The organism is Methylomonas sp. AM2-LC (assembly GCF_039904985.1).
Classification (GTDB): Bacteria; Pseudomonadota; Gammaproteobacteria; order Methylococcales; family Methylomonadaceae; genus Methylomonas.
Window position 1 is genome coordinate 2,968,277 of sequence record NZ_CP157005.1, and the last position, 21,731, is coordinate 2,990,007.

The following is a 21,731-nucleotide window of genomic DNA, read 5'->3' on the forward strand; positions in this document are numbered from 1 at the left end:
GTATCGCCCCTCAGGCATCGTTCGTCAAATTTTTCCAAATGACAGCTAACCTACATTTAACCGCCAGTGAAATTAGGGTACGCTTCTCAATCCCCTATGAATAGACGCTGTTCACTGCGTTTAGCTTATATTGTAATTACATAATTCCGCATAACCTTAACTTGAATCCCCTAAATGAAAAAATCCATCATAAGTTTTATCATTGGTCTAATGATAGCCATGCTAGGTGGGTGCACCGTGAAAGGATATTCGGGACCCGAACTGCCTATTGAGCAAACTGCCGAGGTACGCCTGAAAGCACCGGCTACCGCCACTATTCCGTTGTTTTGGATTTTTCCGCTCAATATGCTTAACTGGCTTGCCGACGATTGGTTCGAAACCTCGCTGACGTTCTCCGACATCGTATTGATAACACACGATGATACGAATGAAGTGCTTGGTGAGCAGATACTTGATCGTTTTACCACGGTTCGTGTCAACGTTGGGCGGTGGCAAAAAGTCAGCGTCTTGGGCAACGATGTTTCAGTACCTAAACGTTGGGGTTGCGATACACTCTGGTACTATGGTCAAAGCAAGGAATGCGAGCCAACTCGGGGGAAACCTCCGAATGAGGAGGGGAATATCCTCGTGCAGACGCTGTGCTCCGCCGAATTTATCACCGAACGGGGAAAATCTTATCTAGTATTTATTCGGGATGGCAAACTAACCGTCGACAATGGAAAATATACCGTAGACGCTACCTGTCACCAGATAAAAGAAACCGATTAAACGTGTAAGCACAGGAATTGTTTGCCTTTGTATATTAAAAGTTTTTCAAAATAGCAATATTATATTAATCGGTAATTTATTTCTGTTACGTTTAGCGGTAAGGTTGGATTGCAATTTATTGCTGTGATTACGCGTTGCTATAGAAACTTTAATTTTTTTACCGTTCGCTTTAAGGGTATACGCGTCAATCACTTTTGCAGTTTCGATACTGGTGCTATATGAAATAGTTAATTGTTTAACGTCCTCCAATGCCTTTTCGTGTAGTACTTTGGTTTCCCAGGCACGATCTTCTGAAAACGAACCATCCTGATTTAGCGTATAGTCGATAGCATAAAAGGGAACTCGCGCTAAAATCTCCTGCACAGGTTCTTCGGCCTGCGCCCTATTTACCATTAAACATAAAATCACAAACAATACTGTGTACACTGAGTTTACCATCTTGCCTACTCTCCATAATTTCTTAATGATTGTAAAACAAGCAACACCGTTAACGTACAATAATGACTATTGTTTTTAAAGGTATATTGCCAGTTTTAAAGCTTTATTTGTGAAAACTAACGGAGGACAAAGACGATAATATAATTATTAATGACAACTTTACTCTACCATCCTAACACAGTTGCAAATATAGTTTAGGGAATAGGGAGTGCCAAACACTGAGTGAACAATTTAGCTAAAAACATGAGTAATCACTAACTTGGATAGCCGATATGATGCGAAGCTAAATGGTGGGTAGCTTATTTGCTCAGTTATAGAACAGCAACTAGAAAAAGCCGCAGGAATCTGCGGCTTTTTGATAAAAAAACAGCAATTTATAGGTTTAGAGAACAGCGCTATTTTGCTTTGTTACTGCTGAGACAGTCTATGTATAATCATTAAAACATTTGAAAATTTACCAATTATATTTCCAATCGTCATTATCTTTATCGATTACAGTATCAATGCGGCCATAAAGTCCATGAGCTTCATCATCAGGACCAGCAGCAAAGAACAAAGTGTTTACAGGTTGATTCTTAAAGCCATTACCAAATGAAATACCCCATAATCCGTCAATTGTAATTGGTTTATGATCGGCACCTCGTAACTGACCAACAAAACCACCGCTGTTCAAATCATAAGCATTAATACGACCATCACCAAAATTACCTACCAGTAATTTTCCACTAAATTTACCAAAGCCTGCAGGTGCTAACGCCACACCCCAAGGTGCATTCAATTTATCGGCAGAAGCAAGACGTCTTATTAATTGTCCATTGGGATCGAATACATTAATAAAACCAAAGCCTTTACCTTTTACATCATCGTGCTTGGCAGCATCTTGTTTGGCATAAGTAACGAAAATTTCATTGTTAATAGCCTGTATCCCAAATGCCGCATAGCCAGCAGGTAAATTTTGATCCACAAAGGCATTCGCAGGCAATTTAACAGGTTTAAAATTGCTATCAAATACATCGACTTTATTATGGCGAAAATCTGTAGCATATAAAAAGGCACCCGAAATAAGCGTCAAACCTTTATAAACAGCACCATCCGCCCCGGAGTTATCAATCGCAGGTAGCGAGTGAGTCAGATCGACATTAGGCGCCCAACCCGCAATCAAGCCATCTTCTGTAGCAAATATAAAACGGCTAGAGCCTGAAGTGCTAGCGTTTGACACCACAAAGCCAGCAGATGGGTTAAACACCACACCTGTTGGGTTACCACCACCCTTTGCGTCAGTTGGCGAGGGAATTGCTGCCACTAAACTAACGGGAACACCTTCACCATCATACAACGTGGAAACCCCCGTACCATTGTCACCAACCCATACGACACCTGTTGGGTTGAATGCCAACCCCCAGGCATTTACCAAATTGGGATCGGTATGCTCTGCGTTGTTTAAGTCAGACACCAGATTGCGCTGTGCATAAACCTGATGTTCCTCTCCAAAAGCATCTTTAGCTTGCACGGCAGGCGTGCTAGTCAGCAATAAGGCAATCATGAGTGGGGAATATAGATATTTTGCACTTTTTGGCAGTACTTTCATTTTGTAACTCCTTATAAATTGAGTAATAAGCGGTAACCCCAAGCCTTAACCTTAATAACAGTCGATGCAATTGTGGCTTGCCTGTGAAAACAGGCAAATAGATACGGGTATTAAACGAATCGAAGTATCTAGACTGTGTCTATTTCTTATTGGCTTGGTATACGTCTATTCTGCAGTGAGTCAGAAAGGTTCAATGCAAGGATGAGAGTAAGGCGGACAGTGAGGGACAATTTAGATGTTTAGATCGTGTTTGATGCACTCCACATCGTTCAGCAGATCGTGATGTATGCGGCACACGATAACCGCATACAATCGTAATTTGGAATTGTTTATAAACAAGTTAAAATATTACAAATCAATATCCGGTTTAGTATGATTAACCAGCATTTGATTTGCAAGCTGCACACCGGCTTCTACCAATGGATGAATAACAAAACTGGCGCCATGTTTTGTCAATAACCATTCATCATCAACCAGATAGCATATGGTACCAATTTTTCCTTTAAAACCATTTTTACGTAGCTGGCTGATCGCTCGAATTCTATTGTCAAATGACGGTAAAGTCAGTATCACGCCATTAATTTTCTCCAAGGGTAATCTGCTCCATAATTCGCCATCACTCACATCGGCATACACCACGTTAAAGCCCGATGCCAGCAAACTTTCCAGTACGATGGGATCGGCATCAATGCCTATCACACGTTGTTGTTGCTTGATGAGTGATTGATAAGTCGACATGCCCGTGCGTCCCATCCCCATAATCAGCCATTGAGCACTTCCAAAGGAATCGGGCAAACAGTCGGAAAGTTTGTTTTTTTTCTCAAATCTGACCAATAAAGGTTCACACCAATCAAACAATCGTCCCGAAGCGCGGTTAAGGGGTGCAGCAATAGCCAGCGAACCCGCCACGGCGACACTGATGATAGACTTCCATTCTGCTGTCAATAAATCTGCCTTAATCACCGCACCCGTGGTAATTAATGCAAACTCCGAATAGGTCGTTAACGCCAGTGATGACACAAATGCAGTACGCGCACGCATACCTGCCAGAATAAATAAACCAAAAAATAAGACACCTTGAATGGGTAATGCGGCCAGTAGGGCCAGTGCATACAACACTTGTTGCTGATTGGGAAAATCTTCTAAGCCAATTTGCAAAAAGAAGGCCACTAAAAACAACTCTTTTAAACTCCAAAGTTTATTAGCCACTTCTTCAATTTTGGCATGATTTGCCAGAGTCACACCCGTTAATAAAGCACCAATATCAGCCGCAACCCCTACTCTTTCAGCCAACACCGCGCCAGCCAGCGCAAAAGAAACGCCCAATAACAACTTCAGTTCAGATACTTTGCTCATAGAAAGCAGCCGATGCGCGACAGGACGCAACAAGGGTAACAAAAACAAACATAAAGCCCAGGGGGTGGGTTGTTCGCCTTCCGCAAAAGCTAGTAATGAAATGGCAACAATGTCTTGCAGTATTAAAATACTAATAACATCGCGTCCATGTAAGGATGACAGTTCGCCATTGTCTTCCAAAACTTTTATGGCTAATACAGTACTGGAAAAAGACAAACTAATACCCAACACCAAACCGCCGGTAATGTGTTTATCCATTAACAGAAAAAACAAAGCTGAAAAAATGGCCATTATCAGTAAATGCAAACCGCCAACACTTAATACTTCACGCCGAATCAGTGACTTTGGTTTTATTTTCAAGCCAACGGTAAATAACAGTAATTCAATACCAATATCAGCCAGATGATTTAAACTCTGTAAAGGCGCAATATTAAGACTATGCAAAACATAGCCAGCGAGCAGATAACCGACCAGTGGCGGCAGGGTAAGACGTGCTGCAATCAATCCACTGATAAATGCGGAGCCAACCCAAATTAATTCCATCATAATGGTGTGCTAAAAAAATAAAATTTAAAAAGGTTACCTGGCATAAGCCTGCCTAGGTTGCTAAAGTAATCGGCTAAAGGCTGATCAAATTTTTCTATGGTGGTTATTGTTTAAGAAAGCCACAAATTTTATTATAGCTAGTTTTACTAGCTTAGCGGCATCGCTCCAATCATTCCTGGTAAGCCCAGTTAACCACTAATGAAATCAGCGAACCAGCACCCTAATTACAGACTGAGTTTAATCACTATATACAGCAATATGCTCAGATTGTTATGCTTCTCAACTGGCCGTTTTAAAACACTCATTTTTGTATAATGAATATAACACCCTTAACACGCAACGTTATCGTTTATTTACTAGTGTTGCTGTTATGTGTCATGTTGTTTTGGCTATCGTTAAGTATTAGCCCCAAACCCTTACTGATAAATCAGAGCAATTCCTCTTATGCTAGTGTCGACAGGCAAGGAAAATTATTGCGCCTTAGCTTAAGTTCCGATCAAAAATACCGCTTGTGGGTGCCTCTTGCAGAAGTGCCGGTCAGCTTACAAAATGCCACTTTACACTATGAAGATCGCTGGTTTTACTGGCATCCGGGTATTAATCCGGTTGCACTGCTGCGGGCGGTATGGAGCAGTCTGATTACCCAACAACACTGGATAGGCGCGTCCACGCTAACCATGCAATTGGCCAGACAGCGTTGGCGGCTAAAAACCGACCATTTTAGTGGTAAACTTAAACAAATGGCTTATGCCTTGTGGCTGGAAAGTCATTTCAGTAAGTCGCAATTATTGGAAGCCTATTTAAATCTGGCTCCGTATGGAGCCAATATAGAAGGTGCAGGAGCAGCTGCCTGGATCTATTTTCATAAACCTATTTCAGCGTTAACAGAAGATGAAACCCGCGCCTTGGTTTTAATTCCACAAAATCCACAACTGCGCGCGCCCAGAAACGCCACTGCACTGCAAAGTTTACATAAAGCCTGGCAAATCGCCTACGGCAATAGCCCTGGATTTGATCGACTCTGGTTTCGGCAACGCCAAGACTTACCGTTTCGCGCCCCGCATTTTTCTGAACGCTTACATAGTTTATATCCGGCTATGTCCACCCTACCCTCCACTTTGGACAGTAATATTCAAGCACTCAGCGAAGAATTACTGGCTGGCTTTTTGCGCCAACACCGTCAGGACGGTATTTTGAATGCCAGTATGATGGTGGTGCATGCACCCACAATGGAAGTGCTGGCTTATGTGGGTTCGGCCGATTATTTTAATCGTAATATTCATGGTTACGTGAATGGCCTTAAAGCACCGCGTTCGCCAGGATCGACTCTTAAACCGTTTATCTACGCTCTCGCCATTGCCCAAGGCTTAATTACAGCCGATACCTTAATCAAAGATACGCCGTTACGCATGGGGGATTATCAACCCGAAAATTTCGAACGTAATTTTTATGGACCGTTATCCGCCACCGACGCCTTAATCCGTAGCCGTAACATACCAGCTATCAGTTTATTGGCACAATTAAAACAACCCGGTTTTCATCAATTTTTACTCGATGCTGGTATCACCATACCCAAACATGCCGCAAATTATGGTTTAAGTCTGGCAATTGGCAGTGCTGAAATTTCCATGGAAGATTTATTGCGTTTATATGGTTTACTGGCTAATCAGGGTGAAGTACGCGATTTACGCTGGTTGGCAACTGAGAAAACTGCTAATAAGCAAAAGCCCTTATTACTCCCCGAAGCCGCATTTATAGTCAAAGACATGTTAGCCACTAACCCACGACCAGATCGTAGTTTTGGCGGTCGTAGTTTCAGTGCGCAACAAAGCGTAGCCTGGAAAACCGGTACCTCTTCCGGCCTTAAAGATGCTTGGGCAATCGGTATCAGCGGCGAGTATCTGATCGGCGTGTGGGCCGGTAATTTCGATGGCAGTGCAAATCGGCATCTGGTAGGCAGAGAGTTGGTCGGGCCCTTGCTGTTTGATATGGTCGATGCACTGGCTATTGAGCATAGGGGTTCTACAAGCGCTGATCAACCACCCGTCAGTCTGCAGCGTATAGACATTTGTCCACTCTCCGGCAGGCCAGTTTCGACCTGGTGTCCACACGGTAAAAGCGGCTGGATTATTCCCGGCGTATCACCACTAAAAACCTGCACCCTGCATCGACAAATTCATATCAATCCTGCAACAGGCTTGCGTTTGTGTGCTGGCGATAAAGGCCCTAGCATAGAACGTATCGCAGAGTTTTGGGAGAGTGATGAATTAGAATCGTTTAAACAGGCCGGGGTTCAGCGCGATAACCCTCCCCCATTTCAGCATCCGTGTGATGATGCCAGCGAACAAAATGCCGAGGCAAATCCACCTAAAATTGTTTCACCCCAGGCTGGTGTCAGTTACCCGCTACGCTTAGGCCAGCAAGCAACCATTGAGTTTAGCGCAGTGTCCGGCGGCGGACGACATCGCTTATTTTGGTTTTTGGATGATAATTTTATCGGCGAAGGCGCAACCGTTAATTGGCCTGGCAAACCAGGCCGGTTTGTCATTTCTGTGGTAGATGATCAGGGACAGTCAGCCAGCACCAGCTTGCTGGTTACACCTGTTACCCCCTCGTAGTAGGATTTTCTTGCGGAAGAATAAACGGGCCGCTTCAATGTGCAGTAATTAGTAATAAATGGTTTAACACTTTTCGCACATCGTCACCCGCCGAACCGCAAAGTTGCAAGTACCATTTAGTTATGACTTTCATTTACGACAGGTAACTCATCTAGTCATAATAATTAATTTGCAGTGCATTTAAGGTTGTAACGGGCTACTAGTTGAATGATCTATAGCATAGAAATATGTTATTTTTTACTACCCGGTCTAAATTGTTCTGCCGCTTTACGTAAAAAAATGACCTGATGCTTAAACCGAAAGCAGGACTTGCAGTAAAAAATATGCACGCGAATGCTTAAGCGCTCTTGCCAGGCTAATGGTCTTTCCATGCCATCGGATAATAGTTCGGTAATTTCTTTGCAGGTTTTCATCATACTTTTCCTGAATTAAACCATTTTAGTTCCAGGCATTCTCGTAAACCCAGCCTAGCCCGGTGCAGATATACGCGGCAGGCGCTATGGCTAATATCCATATCCACGCATATTTCCTCGGCTTCAAGACCAACCATTTCGCGTAACATAAAAGCTCGTGCGTGTGGTGCCGGTAAGTTTTTTTGGCACCACTCAAAAATCAGCCAAAACTGATTTTGCTCTAAAGCATGATCAGGTTCTTTCCAGGAACTGGGTGTACCTATCCAATGACCGGCTGCGTTAAATAACAGTTTTTCAATAGCTTGGTCAGGATTATCTTCATCGACTTGTATGTCTATGCAATCCAGTTTCTGAACTGCACGATAATGGTCGGCAATTTTATGTTTAAGGATGCCGATTAACCAAGTCTTAACTGCGGATTCGTTTCGAAAATTGCTCTCTGCTTGCAGAGCTGCCAATAGAGTTTCCTGGACAGCATCTTCTGCGATAGCCTCATTCTGCACTTGTAATAGAGCGTAACGGACTAGCATTTCCCGATAGTTTTTTATTTGGGCTTTATCCATTTAGTGGCTGGCTCATTACGGTAAAAAAGCCACGCATCCAAACTTAATTTTCCTGCGCCGCTAAATACTAATGATACTAGCATGAAAACATAGATCAACGGCAATTTATAGTTTCCGTAGCCCTGATCGGTAAACACATAGCCTTTCCATAATTCCTGCAGGGTATGCCATTCAGTTGGCCAATGCACCGTTGCAATGGCGATAAGGGTTAATACAATTAAAGCTAAACTAAAAAAACGGGTGGCTAAACCTAGTATCAAGGTAATAGGCCCAATTATTTCTAAGCCCGTGGAAAGCATCCAATTCATATCGGCTGATAATAAATTGAATGGGAACGGAAACACCAATTCAGAGAACCAGTTTTCGCCCGATAACTTTTCTAATCCGGCTTCTAAAAATTCATAAGCTAAGAATAATCTAAGTGCTAGTGGTGCATAGGTGTTGCCCTCATAGTTTAGCCAACATTGGATGCATTTAGGGAACACTAGAAATGGTGCTAAAGAACCACGCTTGCATGTAGATGAATTGCTGCTAGGATTCATAAATTGACTCACTTGATAGTTGCGCCCAGAATGGCGCCTTGTTGTATTAAATTGTTTAAGGTATCAATACCATAACTTAACAGTACAGCAGGATCACTTTGTTCCAGTTCCTGTGCAATTTGTGCAATGGCACTGACTAGCGTACCGCCGCTTTTGTGTAAAATTTCCAGTAAACGACAAGTTGCCTGTTGACATTCGATAAACTGCACATTTTCATCTCTATCTCTAAAACCCAATATATGGATTGGCTCTGTAGATGGGTGAGTAAATTGATAGTTGGCGTCGATACAATGAACCGGATAATCGTAATGCAATATCACAAAAACGGGCGCAAAAATCGGGCTGGCTACCTGCCAGTCCAGTGCAGCCGTCTCTGTTTCAATGTTTACCGTATCAGCCTCCGCAATGGCTAACACCAGCTCTACCCATTCAAAATGGGCTAATTCGAATAAATAGGGTTGGATGGGTTTAGTTTGTAAAAACCCTATAAACTCATCTGGTAACTGCCGATACAATGGCGATTGACAACGATGTTCGGCAATAAACGCTTTCAGCAAATGTTGCCATGCGCTCTCCCCCAACAGGGAATGGGTAACTGGAAAGCAGCGTTGTAAACTGTCATTAAATCTATTATTCAGTAACTCTCTATAAATATTGCTACGTTCAGCATCATAACCAGCTGGTAAAGCTGCACAGTTGGGATTACGTAAATGCGCTAAAAACTGTTGTTGTTCGCGTTTAAACTCTGCCATGCATCCCTCCGTTATTGCGTTGTAAGCTAGCAATATGCTCAATTTCTGTTAACAATTCCACCAAGGGTGGTAGATTAAAATCGCGTTCTAACAGACAGGGAAACACCCCAAATTTTTTATAGGCCAAATCCAATAGCGCCCATACTGGAACACAAGTTGCCTGACCATGTGTATCGATAATGACACCAGACTTATCCAGCTCGTGTCCAGCCACGTGTCCGTAAACCACGCGTTCGCTCGGTAAACTATTTATAAACTGTGTAGCATCGTAATGATGATTCAGGCTGTTGACATAGACATTGTTAATATCAAGATGCAAAGCACAATCTGTTTCGTCAAGCACCGCATTAATAAACGCCAGCTCGTCCATATCCGCCCAAACAGGCTTTACATAATAAGATGGGTTTTCCAGCGCAATCGGCCGCTCCAGTATGTCTTGTGCGATACGCATGCGCTCGGCAACATGCCGCACTGCCTCTTCTGTAAACGGGATGGGAAAAAGATCATACAGATGCCCTTCATCGCTGCAATAACTTAAATGTTCGCTATACAATGCCATGTGATGAGTATCTAAAAACGCTTTTAGCCGCTGTAAAAAGGCGACATCCAACTCTGCAGGCCCGCCAATCGATAACGACAAGCCGTGCGCAACGAAAGAATACTCCTCTGTCAGCTGCCGAAAAATTTTGCCTTGTTTGCCACCAATATCTATCCAATTTTCAGGGGAAACTTCAAAAAAATTGATGCAGTCTGGAACATCCGCTTCAAAAGCAGATAACAGCTCACGGCGCAAACCTAAGCCTGCACCAGATAGTGTAATGTGTTTCATCAGTAAGCTACCCCGCTAAAACCGAAGGATGGCACATGAATGGCACGCACAACGATCTATGTATTAACGGTGTATGTGGATGGTGAGTTATGCTGAACTTACTTTGAAATTTGCAAATCGTAGACATTTTAAACTCCGCTACGGATCGAAATAAAATCGCCGATAATCACTATCGGCGATACCTAACAGCGTTTTTACCTTTATTTAGGCGCTTCGCTAGAGTCAGTTTCTTTCGTTTTATCAGCACCACATTTGGCTTCTGACATTTTTGCTTTATCGGCACCACATTTAGCTTCTTTCATTTTTGCTTTGTCAGCACCACATTTTGCCTCTTTCATTTTTTCTTTATTAGCACCACATTTAGCTTCACCACATTTGCCTTCTTTGACTTTATCAGCTTCTGCAAACATCTGCGGTGCGTTGATTTTTTGCATACCAAACGGATTTTGTTGAGCATGTAATAATGGGCTGGCGGTTAACAGAGTTGCCATGGTACCGCCAAGTGTCAATGCTAAGTTTCTTTTGTTCATAATGATAAGCCTCTTAAAGTAAATAAATAGAAGATTAGAAAAGCAATTTTTGCTTCCCTGACTTATCAGTCGGAATAATCGTTATTTTGTTACAAATAAAATGAATTTTTTGTGATTTATTTTTATGGGGTGCAACTACGGGTGTAAGCCAAGTGAGTCACTCCTTGCTTTTGATCGCTTTTGGTTTGACATTTCTTGTGTTGTGCAAACCCATTGCGAGCTTCGTCGCTATCGCTGTTTTATGAAGACAAACAACTCAATAAGTGAATAGTGGTGAACCAATCTGAACAAAAATAGGTAGTCGCTAAATAAGGCTATGGTTGTTACGATACATTATGAAGCTAGTCAAACCAGGCGTTGCTCATGCCCTTCTATCCCACACGACATTCTATTTATAAAGAATAACAGACAGACCACTTTTTAATCCGAAGTTGCCTCTAATCGATACCTAGGCCAGAGAAAAGGCTCTTAGCAAAATAGCAGCAGAATACACACTAGACCAAAACAATAGTACGGAAGAGATATACTTATAATCGATGTTAAATTGTTTTTTTAGCCAATACATGCTTGTAAGACTTTTATATTTACTCGTTTTCAACAGCATCTGTAATTGCCATAAATCGTTAATGATTAATATTAATTAACTGACAACTTTAATGTAAAAAAAGCCGGTGTTACCCGGCTGTCAGTTATCAGGCAAAAGGTAAATTGCACTTTTAAGTTATTGAAAGCCGGTACTGTTTTTATATCCAAACACCACCAATTCAATGCTCATCTCACGATTATCCAGAGTATCGTCCAGTTCCTCAAAGCCAACACTTAACCATGACTTGTGTTTACCCTTGGCAAGTTTAAATTTAGCCACTGACTTTCCTTTCCCGTCTGGGAGTGGATCACCTGTCATTTCTGGATGGTATCGGTGTTTCTTTGCAGACATAAACCCTACTCCTTAAAAAGCGCAGATATAGGTTATCAAAGCATACAGACTATTTTCTATTCGTATAAACACCTAATCAGATAGGTGTTTATAATCTAAGTCTGCATCGAAACTAACCCATTGCGACGATTTTTCTGCAACCCGATGCATTGCGTGGTGCTAACTGCTATTACTCATTATTAATAGTCATGCTCTATGTGTGGTTGCATACAGACGAAGAATTCAAAAGCAACGATCATATTGTGACCGGGAATTGACCGGCAATAACTATTTAACTGAGGTTCATTTTATGAATAAAATTATCTATCGAAATACGATATGTGCCGCTTTACTGTCATTTGCTACAGTAGCTGCGTCGGCAAGTGATGATGTCTCGGTTACTGAGTCCGAGGTAAATCAATCTGCTGAAATTAAAGATCAAAACGCTGAAAACGTCGTCCTTAGACAACATATCGCTTATCGTAGAGGATTAGCTCAGCAGGAAAGATCAACCGCAGCTAATTATCTGGCTAACGGCAAATCGATATTACAAAACAAACATCTGGCAATAGCCGCTCACCAGGATGCAATGGCGGACGCCTATGAAAAAGCCGTTGTTGTAAAATAAACTTATACCAAATAGTCAACGTGTTATCGCACGCTACAGGGACATGCAAAAGATATGCGTTGATTACTCTTACTATGGGTTAGACACTACTTGTACATCGTAATCCACCACCTAGGGTTGGCACATCCAGAGTTCGAATCAAGATCAGAAACTCCAAGTAACCAACAGTTAGTGATCCGAAGGGATGCTTGGTTTCGAAAAACAGCCATACCATCAAAATGATTAAATCCGCAACCCAACCTATTTGTAATCTCCCACAATGATTGAGACAGAAACTCAGCTCAGGTTATGAGTAACATTTAAGTAAGCATTTATGCCATACTAAAACCTAACTTTCTGTCAGAATAGCCAATTTCTCATACACTCTAAGCCCGCTGCATGCTAGAAAAATCTATTGGCGAATCATCCGCAATCTTAAATAGCAACTTCATAGCCATCGTGATAGTCAAGGACATGCATATTGTATGGGCCAATTCAGTCATGCATTTGATCTTTGATTACGAGCCTGATGAATTGGTAGGACACCCTATCCGTAAGCTATTTTTCGATCAGGACAGCTACGCAGCGTTCGATAAGGACGTTTATTCAGCCATCCAGAAAAATACAATCTATTCTGGAATCCTTCCGTTGAAACGCAAGGATAATACTAAGGGAATATATGAATTCAATTTCTCACGCTTCGTGGATGACGCCGATAAGGTGGTGGGGGTAATCGCTGACAGAACTGCAAGCCATTATAGTGTTCAGCAACTAGAAGTAAGCGAATTACGCTATCGATCTGTCGTGGAAAACCAGACCGAGATCATCTCCCGGTTTTTGCCGGATGGCACCTTCGTGTTCGTCAATGATGTCTTTTGCCGACTATTCGGAAAATCAGCCGATGAACTGATAGGCCATCGTTGGCATCCAGTAGCCTATCCCGAGGATATTCCTATCATCGAGGCCAGTCTAAGCAAGATGACACCCGACAACCCAGTTGTGACTATTGAAAATAGGGTATTCGTGGCCAATGGCGAAATTCTTTGGATGCAATTCTTTAATCGGGGGTTCTTCGATGCCGCCGGAACCCTAATGGAAACTCAATCGGTCGGTCGCGATATTACCAAGCTAAAGAATACCCAATTAAACCTGCGTGAAAGTGAGGAAGCATTGCAACGTGCCCAGTCGGTAGGACGAATCGGCAGTTTCTTGATGAGTAATGATACTGAAACCTTCAAGATCACAAAAGAAACAGCCAGACTGTTTGATCTTGAAGATAACGGCGTAACAACATTCGCTGAATGGTTTTCACGTGTACACCCCGATGACCAATGCCAAGTCGATACTACATGGCGAGCTGCTTTGCAGGGTTCTGCGTATGACATGACCTACCGCATTGTGGTTAAAGACCAGATCCGCTGGATCCGGGCCATAGCTGAACTGCAGTTCGATGGTAATGGGCGACTGAGCAAAGCTGTCGGAACGGTGCAAGATATCTCCGACCTTAAGCAAATCGAGTCTAACCTTCGCGAAAGCGATGAACGACTTGAACTGGCATTGTCGGGATCGGGACTGGTCTTATGGGACTGGAACATTCTAGAACGTAAGGTAACGGCAGGCAATCGCTGGTTCGAAATGCTCGGTTATACGAACGAGGAACTGGGCAACGAAGAAGATGAATGGATGAATTTAATCAATCCCAAGGACTTTGATCGCTTCAAACAGAAAATTTCAGCTCATTTGAAGGGCGAAACCGCAAGCTTTTATAGCGAACACCAATTGCGGCACAAGTCTGGCCATTGGGTGTCTGTTGAAGCAAAAGGCAAGGTAACCCGTCGAGACAAAGACAACACGCCGTTGCGCATGGTAGGTACAATACTGGATATCACACAGCTCAAACGCCTGAATGAAGAAGGCATGGACTTGTTAAAGCAGATCGAGTCACTCATACGCGAGGGTTCATCACGCTTGCCAGTTTATGCAGCGAAAGATAATTCCGCCGAAAGCCTGACAAAACGCCAGCGACAAATTATTGGGATGATTGCTAACGGGATGACGTCGGTTGAAATCGGTAAGAAGCTGCACTTAGCCACACCAACCATCATCTCGCATCGGCGTAACCTGATGGCAAAGTTAGAACTTCATAGCACTGCTGAAGTCACGCGTTTCGCAATTGATCACGGTCTGCTTACAAGCAAAGAGCTCAGCTAAGATCAAAGCATAAGTTAATTTGGCATATATATGCTAAACAATTACCTCATAGAGGTCATTATTTTTTTGTTTCATTATCGTAGACTGGGTATATCTTATAAGATATACCAAAAGTTATTTATCATGAAAACAATAGTTCTGAGTGATAGTTGCCCACTTAAACTGTATTTGAAAGAAGTTTCAATGTTAGATGGCGTTAATATCAAGGCAAAGTTAGCAGGCGCTTTGTTTTACGAACTAAACAATCTCAGCTTACACCAGCAGTTACCAGACATTATTTCCACGACAAAATTGGTTAAGCAAATAATGGCGGACAGGAAAACTACTCTTTTGACTGAGTCAGCAGCGAGGTGTGTGGATTGCCCTCACTCAAACAGTTGTGCTGTAGGGTCTCTATTTAAAACCGTTTAGAGAAAGCATCGCAACCCATCCACCGAAGTCCTTACTTCGCAGGGAAAAGCTCTATAGTAAATGCACAAGCAGATAGTTCACTCCCTATTCAATATTTGTCATTATTGACATAAATACGTAAGAGTCTATTACACTGATTATATTGAATGTACTAGTAAAAATCATTTAAAACCATCAATTCCTAAAACTGATTAGAAATTTGAAATTCTATATCGAGTTCCTTAAAAAAAATAGGCTACACTTAATCAAGTGACGATTAGTTTTCATGAAAAGATGGTAACAATGCAGCCAAAAATCACTTATCGGCGAATTACAATATTCGTTATTGCCGTCATAATACCGGTTATTGCAACCATGCTGCAATTATGGTTGATGCACTTTATTCCCCACACAACTTGGTTGCTACTGTATCCAGCAGTGTTCATCAGCGCATGGCTGGGTGGAGTTTGGGGGGGCATCGTTGCCAGCATTTTCGCCGCTCTACTAGGCGTTTACTTTTTTATTCCCCCTTTCCACTCATTTCAGTTGTCTGACCCTAACTACGCTTATTCGATTGTTTTATTCATCGTGATGGGTGTATTTTTTGGGTTGATTTTCGAAAAACTCAAACGCAGTGAAAACGCCCTGCAAAAATTAGCTGCAATACAAATAAAATCAGACCAAGAACGCTTGGCTATGGTGTTGGCATCATCGCAAGCCGGTCTATGGGAATGGTCGTTGGCGGACAATCGGGTTACCTGGTCCGATACACTACGCAAGTTGTATGGGCTAGATATGACCACACCGTCCAGCTACGACAATTGGCTAGCCACTATCTACGCAGAGGATCAGGCCTCTGTGGAGCAAGAATTGTTGGATGCAGTCAATAAAGGCCATGAATTTAGCCTGGAATGGCGAGTCGCTAATCGACCCGAAAACCAGCAACAATGGTTAATGTCCAATGGCAAACCGGTGCGCGATAAAAAGGACAACATCCTTTTCTATCGCGGCATCGTCCTGGATATTACCCAGCGCCGCCGTCAAGAGCTAGCCATTAGCAACAGCGAACGAGAGTTCCGCTTGCTGGCCGATGCAATGCCGCAAATTGTCTGGATCGCCGATACCAATGGCTTAAATACTTTTTTCAACCAACAATGGGTCGATTATACCGGTTTGTCATTTGAGGAAAGTTTTGGTCATGGTTGGAATATTCCGTTTCACCCCGAGGATCAGCAATTGGCATGGGAGGCTTGGCAAAAGGCTGTACATAGTCATGCCGTCTATTCGCGTGAATGCCGTTTGCGCCGATTTGACGGTGAGTATCGCTGGTGGTTAATTCGCGGCGTGCCCATTAAGAATGAAGAGGGTCAGATAGGAAAATGGTTTGGTACCTGCACTGATATTCACGACCTCAAGTTGACACAGGCAAGCTTAAAAAAATCTGAAAACCGTTATCGGCAGTTGTTTGAGGCCAATCCTCTGCCGTTGTGGATTTATGACACTGAAACTCTGGCTTTCTTGGATGTTAACGTGGCGGCCATTGCCAACTATGGATACAGCCGGAATGAGTTTTTGGCGATGACCATCACAGATATTGATCAGCAAAAAGTAGTCGATTTAGAGAAAAAGGCTGATGACGGCGCATCCTCAATGTCTAACGTGCAATTGGATGGCAAAACCGTGGTTTGTCGTCAGCGGCGAAAAGACGGCGGTTATTTCTGGGCAGAACTTACCGGTCACCACTTGCCGCTCGAAGAGAGTCCGGCGGCGATCGTTTTAGCTCGCGATCTAACCGAGCAACGACAGGTCGAGCAAAAATTACAAGACAGCGAAGCCCGCTGGTAATTTGCGCTGGAAGGCAGCGAGCAAGGCGTTTGGGACTGGGATATTACTGGTAATTGCGTATTTTTTTCAAAAGTCTGGAAATCCATGCTCGGTTTTAACGATGAGGAAATAGCCAATCGATTTGAAGAGTGGTCAGAACGCGTGCATCCCGATGACCTGAATACAGCGATGGAGGCCGTACACAGACATTTTCGCAGCGAAACCCCTTATTATCAAAGCGAGATCAGGCTGAGACACCGCTCTGGCGATTACATTTGGATACTTGCGCGCGGCATCGTAATCGGGCGCGACAAAGACGGCAGCCCAAACCGCATGATAGGTATTCATCAAGACGTTACGGCACGTAAGAAAATCGAGAAAGACTTACTCGAAAACCAAGCCAAATTAAGCCTGTTTATTCAACATGCGCCAGCTGCGTTGGCGATGTTCGATGCCGACATGTGCTACCTAGCTGCAAGCGAACGCTGGATTGAAGACTATCATCTCCAAGGACAAGTGATCCTTGGCCGCTGCCATTACGAGGTATTTCCAGACATCAGTGAAGCTTGGAAAACAGTGCATCGACGGGGACTGGCCGGTGAAGTGATTAAAGCCGATCAGGATTGTTTCGTTCGCACTAACGGCGAACAGCAGTGGTTGCGCTGGGAAGTCAGACCATGGCTGACCAAAGAAAACGCGGTGGGCGGCATCGCGATCTTTGCCGAGGACATCACCCAGCAAAAACTAATGGAAAGTGAACGACAACGCTGGGCCGACGCCTTTTACCATTGTGCGCAAGGGATTGTCATCGGCAATCCCAACAACAATGTCATCGAATATTGTAATCAAGCCTTTGCAGCTTTGCTAGGTTATGTTTCTCCTAATGAATTAAAAGGCCATCTCATTAAAGACTTGTATGCTGTTGACAATACCGATACGGTTATCAAGCACTTGCAAGACGCAGATCGGCTAGGGCAAACCCGTTATGAATCCGTGTATCGGCATGTCGATGGCTCCTGCTTTGAGGTACAAGTCGATATTGTTAGCGTCAAAAACAAGGACGGCTCCCTACTCTATCGCGTGGCGACCGTTCAGGATATCAGTCAGCGCAAGCGTGACGCTCAAACACTGCAATTACAAAGCAGCGCCCTAAAGGCAGCCGCCAACGCCATTATGATCACCGATCCAAACGGCATTATTGAATGGATTAATCCGGCCTTCACGAGGATGACAGGCTACAGTGTCGAGGAAGCCATCGGCTACGATGTCGATCAACTTATAAATTCCAATCAACAAAACCAACCCAATTTTATTGAAAAGCTGCAGTCGATTACCCTGGACAAAATATGGCAAGGCGAATTGATTAATCGGCGCAAGGACGGTAGTTTTTATACGGAAGAACAGCTCATTACGCCGGTTTTTGATGATCAAATGATCATCCGGCATTTTATTGCCATCAAACAGGACATCAGCCTTCGCAAGCAAAACAATCAAGAACTCATGCAACATCGTAATCATTTAGAACAACTTGTTCGTGAGCGCACTATTGAACTGGAACAGGCGCGTCAAGAAGCCGAACGCTTATCTAAAATTAAATCACACTTTTTGGCGAATATGAGCCACGAAATTCGTACACCTATGAACGCGGTGCTAGGCTTTTGCTATTTATTGGCACAGCGTTCTCTGGATAGAGAAAGCCTGGACTTAGTTCGAAAAATTCATAATGCAGGAGATTCATTGCTGAGCATCATCAATGACATTCTCGATTTTTCTAAAATTGAGGCGGGGCGTATGAACATCGAAAACGAACCTTTCCGCCTATCTGTACTGTTAGACGAATTGGCTTCCTTAATGTCGACCCTCGCGGGCAGAAAAAATTTGGAATTAGTTATCACCCCACTCTATTCTGTCGACCGATTGCAGGGAGATAAACAACACCTTCAGCAAGTATTAGTAAATTTACTCGGCAATGCCATCAAATTTACCGAACAAGGTGAAGTGGAGTTACGTATCGAATCGATTCAAACACCCGATAATCAGGAAGCACTGCGTTTCTTGGTCAGGGATACCGGTATTGGTATTAGTAGGGAACAACTGGCAGAAATTTTCTCGGCTTTTAGTCAGGCTGATACCTCCATTAGTCGCCGCTTCGGTGGTACAGGCTTAGGCTTGGCTATCTGTCAACGTCTGGTGGCATTAATGGGAGGAAATCTTGATGTAACCAGCCAAGAGGGTATCGGCAGCGAGTTTAGTTTCCAATTACCCATACAGAGCGCGGACCCAATAGCAATAACCGCTAAGCATCTGGAGCACATGAATTTGTTGGTAGCCGATGACAGCGCTTCGTCGCGCGAGGCTCTATCTACTACCATTAAAAGTCTAGGCTGGCGAGTCGATACGGTAGACTCCGGCAATGCTGCACTTCGCCAAGTGCTGATGCGTTGGCAGGAACATAACCCGTATGACATGTTATTGCTGGATTGGCAAATGCCGGAAATGGGTGGGTTGGCGACCGCTAGGGCTATTCATACCGCATTATCTAGCCGCTTTGGCGAACAGAGAAAACTGCCAATTGTCTATATGGTGACGGCTTATGATCGCGAATTAATAGCGGCGCAACCCGGCATCGAAAATGTACACAGTTTGCTGAGCAAGCCAGTAACGGCATCGGTGTTATACAGCACCATTGCAGAACTGATGGAACGACGAAAAGATTCCACTAAAATAAACGACCTTATCCCCTCAACTAACGTAGACCAACATCTGCAAGGTGTGCTGGCTTTGCTGGTAGATGACAGCGAAATCAATATTCAAGTTGCTCAGTTGATACTGGAAAGCTACGGAGCCATTGTATATACCGCCTTCAATGGTCAGGACGCGGTGGATTGGTTGCATGCGCACCCCGAAGAAGTTGATATTGTGTTAATGGATGTCCAGATGCCAGTCATGGATGGCTATTCGGCTACTCATTTGATTAGGCAAGACTCGCGCTGGCATAATTTACCGATCGTTGCGCTCTCCGCCGGCGTTCTAAAAGATGAACAAGAACAAGCGATTGCGGCAGGTATGAACGGTTTTGTTTCTAAACCTATAGACGTCGAGTATATCCTGGCAACCATTCAACTTTTGACCAGTTCCCAGACGTCGCCGACAAATTTTCAGGTGCAAATACAACATGGGACGGCATCAGACGTAGGAGGTTCCCTATTCGATGGCTACAGTCATGCTGATACATTACCCGACATTGATTTTGATGAGGGCATTCGACAATGGCGTAATATTGAAGTCTATCAAACTTATTTACACAAATTTGTTGAGAGCTATGCAACCAGTGGACACATTCTAGCTGATTTACTAGCCGCGCATAACAAGGCCGCCGCATCAGCTTTGGTACATAAGCTCAAAGGCGTTGCCGGTAATCTGGCTTTGAAAAAAATCGCGGCTCAAGCTGAAGCATTTGAAGCAAATTTAAAAGCCGAAATTGTTTTAAATTCAACATTAAAATCGCTACAAATTGCTATTGATCAAGCCTGCACAGCCATCGCGACCTGGGCTCCAAATCATGAATCTCCTTCTGAAATTAGCCTTTCAACGCATAATCCGATTAATCCGGGAGAACTGATCGAACTTCTGGAACAATTTTTACAAACACTTGACAGAGACAATCCAGCCCTTTCAGAACCTGTGCTGTTACAATTAAAGAGTAAACTGCCGAAACCAGAATTCTCTGAAATTCAATCGAAACTATCGATGTTCGATTTTCGCTCGGCGGAGCGTCTGACACTAGCAATATTAAGTAAAATGAAGATGCATAATAATAAGAAAAAGTGAGTTGTACAAAATGGCAAACAATCCTATTTTGATAGTCGATGATGAACCCATTAATTTGGCTAAACTGCGCCAAATTCTCGAACCCAACTATGCTCTGGTATTTGCCCATAACGGGGCCGAGGCCCTCAATGCCGTTGCCAAGCATAGTCCCTCTCTGATATTGCTCGACATCCAAATGCCAGATATGGATGGCTATACAGTCTGCAGAACTTTAAAAGCTAACCCAACCTATGACAGCATACCGATTATTTTTGTTACCTCGTTAGGCGAGATGGGTAACGAAAAAGAGGGATTTTCCGCAGGGTGTGTCGATTATCTGATCAAACCAGTCTGCCCAGATATTGTGCAAGCGAGGGTCAAAACTCATTTATCGCTGGTTCGCGCCTCGCAATTAGAAAAGAGTTACCGAAATGCCGTTTTCATGTTAGGCAAAGCCGGTCATTACAATGATAACGATACGGGCGTCCATATTTGGCGTATGGCGGCCTATTCGCGGGCACTAGCCAACTATCATGGTTGGAGTGAGCTGGACTGCGAACTCATTGAAATGGCAGCGGCAATGCATGACACCGGCAAAATCGGTATACCTGACGCTATTTTACGCAAACCAGACAAACTGGATGCCGATGAATGGCAAATTATGCAAAGCCATACCCGAATCGGCTACGAGATTCTGTCCCAAAACGATGCGCCATTATTCAAAATGGCAGCCGATATTGCCTTGCATCATCACGAAAAATGGGATGGCAGCGGCTATCCCGATGGATTGGCGGGAAAAGTCATTCCGGAATCAGCTCGGATTGTGGCTATTGCCGATGTATTCGATGCTTTATCCATGCGCCGCCCCTATAAAGAACCATGGCCCATGGACAAAATCTTGGCTTATATGTATGAAGGGTCTGGTCAGCATTTCGATCCCGATTTGCTGGAACAATTTATGACTATTCTGCCAACCATTATCGAGATCAAGTCCGAATGGGCTGATCGAGATGCAGAAGAATGACGCTAT

17 protein-coding genes are annotated in these 21,731 nt (G+C 43.5%); 7 read left to right on the top strand and 10 right to left on the bottom strand.

Going from position 1 to position 21,731, the window contains the following annotated elements; all coding sequences use genetic code 11:
* The first annotated feature begins 174 nt into the window (after positions 1–174).
* Positions 175–768, top strand: coding sequence for a hypothetical protein (locus tag ABH008_RS13380; protein ID WP_347986122.1), 594 nt, complete (start codon positions 175–177; stop codon positions 766–768).
* A gap of 45 nt (positions 769–813) precedes the next feature.
* Here ABH008_RS13380 and ABH008_RS13385 read toward each other — a convergent pair whose 3' ends face one another.
* From ABH008_RS13385 to ABH008_RS13395, 3 genes are all read right to left on the bottom strand, one after another.
* Entirely contained in the window at positions 814–1,206 is a 393-nt protein-coding gene (locus tag ABH008_RS13385) for a DUF3857 domain-containing protein (protein WP_347986123.1), read from the bottom strand.
* 454 nt (positions 1,207–1,660) lie between these two features.
* Positions 1,661–2,794: a TIGR03118 family protein gene (locus tag ABH008_RS13390; RefSeq protein ID WP_347986124.1), complete on the bottom strand. Its 1,134-nt coding sequence runs from the start codon at positions 2,792–2,794 to the stop codon at positions 1,661–1,663.
* A gap of 348 nt (positions 2,795–3,142) precedes the next feature.
* Positions 3,143–4,696 (bottom strand): cation:proton antiporter family protein, encoded by a 1,554-nt coding sequence (locus ABH008_RS13395; protein ID WP_347986125.1) that lies wholly within the window; start codon positions 4,694–4,696, stop codon positions 3,143–3,145.
* Positions 4,697–5,010: 314 nt separating this feature from the next.
* Between ABH008_RS13395 and pbpC the strand changes: the two genes are divergently transcribed.
* Positions 5,011–7,314: a penicillin-binding protein 1C gene (gene pbpC, locus ABH008_RS13400; RefSeq protein ID WP_347986126.1), complete on the top strand. Its 2,304-nt coding sequence runs from the start codon at positions 5,011–5,013 to the stop codon at positions 7,312–7,314.
* A gap of 230 nt (positions 7,315–7,544) precedes the next feature.
* On the opposite strand, the gene ABH008_RS13405 is transcribed toward pbpC, so the two are convergent.
* The 7 genes from ABH008_RS13405 to ABH008_RS13435 form a co-directional block, all read right to left on the bottom strand.
* On the bottom strand, positions 7,545–7,730 hold the full coding sequence (locus ABH008_RS13405) for a zf-HC2 domain-containing protein (RefSeq protein WP_347986127.1): 186 nt from the start codon (positions 7,728–7,730) through the stop codon (positions 7,545–7,547).
* Entirely contained in the window at positions 7,727–8,290 is a 564-nt protein-coding gene (locus ABH008_RS13410; RefSeq protein ID WP_347986128.1) for a sigma-70 family RNA polymerase sigma factor, read from the bottom strand. Before ABH008_RS13410 ends, ABH008_RS13405 begins: the two co-directional genes overlap by 4 nt.
* Positions 8,272–8,832, bottom strand: coding sequence for a DoxX family protein (locus ABH008_RS13415; protein WP_347986129.1), 561 nt, complete (start codon positions 8,830–8,832; stop codon positions 8,272–8,274). Before ABH008_RS13415 ends, ABH008_RS13410 begins: the two co-directional genes overlap by 19 nt.
* A gap of 8 nt (positions 8,833–8,840) precedes the next feature.
* Positions 8,841–9,584 (bottom strand): putative DNA-binding domain-containing protein, encoded by a 744-nt coding sequence (locus ABH008_RS13420; protein WP_347986130.1) that lies wholly within the window; start codon positions 9,582–9,584, stop codon positions 8,841–8,843.
* The gene (locus tag ABH008_RS13425; RefSeq protein WP_347986131.1) at positions 9,571–10,413 is read right to left on the bottom strand and encodes a DUF692 domain-containing protein; all 843 of its coding nucleotides are present in this window, start codon (positions 10,411–10,413) and stop codon (positions 9,571–9,573) included. Before ABH008_RS13425 ends, ABH008_RS13420 begins: the two co-directional genes overlap by 14 nt.
* Positions 10,414–10,613: 200 nt before the next feature.
* Positions 10,614–10,943, bottom strand: coding sequence for a hypothetical protein (locus tag ABH008_RS13430; RefSeq protein WP_347986132.1), 330 nt, complete (start codon positions 10,941–10,943; stop codon positions 10,614–10,616).
* Between the two features lie 721 nt (positions 10,944–11,664).
* Positions 11,665–11,880: a hypothetical protein gene (locus tag ABH008_RS13435; RefSeq protein WP_347986133.1), complete on the bottom strand. Its 216-nt coding sequence runs from the start codon at positions 11,878–11,880 to the stop codon at positions 11,665–11,667.
* Between the two features lie 289 nt (positions 11,881–12,169).
* Between ABH008_RS13435 and ABH008_RS13440 the strand changes: the two genes are divergently transcribed.
* The 5 genes from ABH008_RS13440 to ABH008_RS13460 all read left to right on the top strand — a co-directional run bounded on the left by ABH008_RS13440 (position 12,170) and on the right by ABH008_RS13460 (position 21,725).
* Entirely contained in the window at positions 12,170–12,487 is a 318-nt protein-coding gene (locus ABH008_RS13440; RefSeq protein WP_347986134.1) for a hypothetical protein, read from the top strand.
* A 378-nt stretch (positions 12,488–12,865) separates the two neighbouring features.
* Positions 12,866–14,677 carry a PAS domain-containing protein gene (locus ABH008_RS13445; protein WP_347986135.1) on the top strand — a complete coding sequence of 604 codons (1,812 nt, stop codon included), beginning with the start codon at positions 12,866–12,868 and terminating at the stop codon, positions 14,675–14,677.
* A gap of 693 nt (positions 14,678–15,370) precedes the next feature.
* Entirely contained in the window at positions 15,371–16,912 is a 1,542-nt protein-coding gene (locus tag ABH008_RS13450; RefSeq protein WP_347986136.1) for a PAS domain S-box protein, read from the top strand.
* Between the two features lie 6 nt (positions 16,913–16,918).
* A complete protein-coding gene (locus ABH008_RS13455; RefSeq protein WP_347989974.1) occupies positions 16,919–20,722 on the top strand; it encodes a PAS domain S-box protein in 3,804 nt (1,267 codons plus the stop codon).
* A gap of 10 nt (positions 20,723–20,732) precedes the next feature.
* Positions 20,733–21,725, top strand: a complete 993-nt coding sequence (locus tag ABH008_RS13460) for an HD domain-containing phosphohydrolase (RefSeq protein WP_347986137.1) — start codon at positions 20,733–20,735, stop codon at positions 21,723–21,725.
* Positions 21,726–21,731 lie beyond the last annotated feature (6 nt).

What these genes read in the sequence shown, in the direction of transcription:
- ABH008_RS13380 (WP_347986122.1), top strand. Translation starts at nt 175, where the DNA reads ATGAAAAAATCCATCATAAGTTTTATCATTGGTCTAATGATAGCCATG.
- ABH008_RS13385 (WP_347986123.1), bottom strand. Translation starts at nt 1,206, where the DNA reads ATGGTAAACTCAGTGTACACAGTATTGTTTGTGATTTTATGTTTAATG.
- ABH008_RS13390 (WP_347986124.1), bottom strand. Translation starts at nt 2,794, where the DNA reads ATGAAAGTACTGCCAAAAAGTGCAAAATATCTATATTCCCCACTCATG.
- ABH008_RS13395 (WP_347986125.1), bottom strand. Translation starts at nt 4,696, where the DNA reads ATGATGGAATTAATTTGGGTTGGCTCCGCATTTATCAGTGGATTGATT.
- pbpC (WP_347986126.1), top strand. Translation starts at nt 5,011, where the DNA reads ATGAATATAACACCCTTAACACGCAACGTTATCGTTTATTTACTAGTG.
- ABH008_RS13405 (WP_347986127.1), bottom strand. Translation starts at nt 7,730, where the DNA reads ATGATGAAAACCTGCAAAGAAATTACCGAACTATTATCCGATGGCATG.
- ABH008_RS13410 (WP_347986128.1), bottom strand. Translation starts at nt 8,290, where the DNA reads ATGGATAAAGCCCAAATAAAAAACTATCGGGAAATGCTAGTCCGTTAC.
- ABH008_RS13415 (WP_347986129.1), bottom strand. Translation starts at nt 8,832, where the DNA reads ATGAATCCTAGCAGCAATTCATCTACATGCAAGCGTGGTTCTTTAGCA.
- ABH008_RS13420 (WP_347986130.1), bottom strand. Translation starts at nt 9,584, where the DNA reads ATGGCAGAGTTTAAACGCGAACAACAACAGTTTTTAGCGCATTTACGT.
- ABH008_RS13425 (WP_347986131.1), bottom strand. Translation starts at nt 10,413, where the DNA reads ATGAAACACATTACACTATCTGGTGCAGGCTTAGGTTTGCGCCGTGAG.
- ABH008_RS13430 (WP_347986132.1), bottom strand. Translation starts at nt 10,943, where the DNA reads ATGAACAAAAGAAACTTAGCATTGACACTTGGCGGTACCATGGCAACT.
- ABH008_RS13435 (WP_347986133.1), bottom strand. Translation starts at nt 11,880, where the DNA reads ATGTCTGCAAAGAAACACCGATACCATCCAGAAATGACAGGTGATCCA.
- ABH008_RS13440 (WP_347986134.1), top strand. Translation starts at nt 12,170, where the DNA reads ATGAATAAAATTATCTATCGAAATACGATATGTGCCGCTTTACTGTCA.
- ABH008_RS13445 (WP_347986135.1), top strand. Translation starts at nt 12,866, where the DNA reads ATGCTAGAAAAATCTATTGGCGAATCATCCGCAATCTTAAATAGCAAC.
- ABH008_RS13450 (WP_347986136.1), top strand. Translation starts at nt 15,371, where the DNA reads ATGCAGCCAAAAATCACTTATCGGCGAATTACAATATTCGTTATTGCC.
- ABH008_RS13460 (WP_347986137.1), top strand. Translation starts at nt 20,733, where the DNA reads ATGGCAAACAATCCTATTTTGATAGTCGATGATGAACCCATTAATTTG.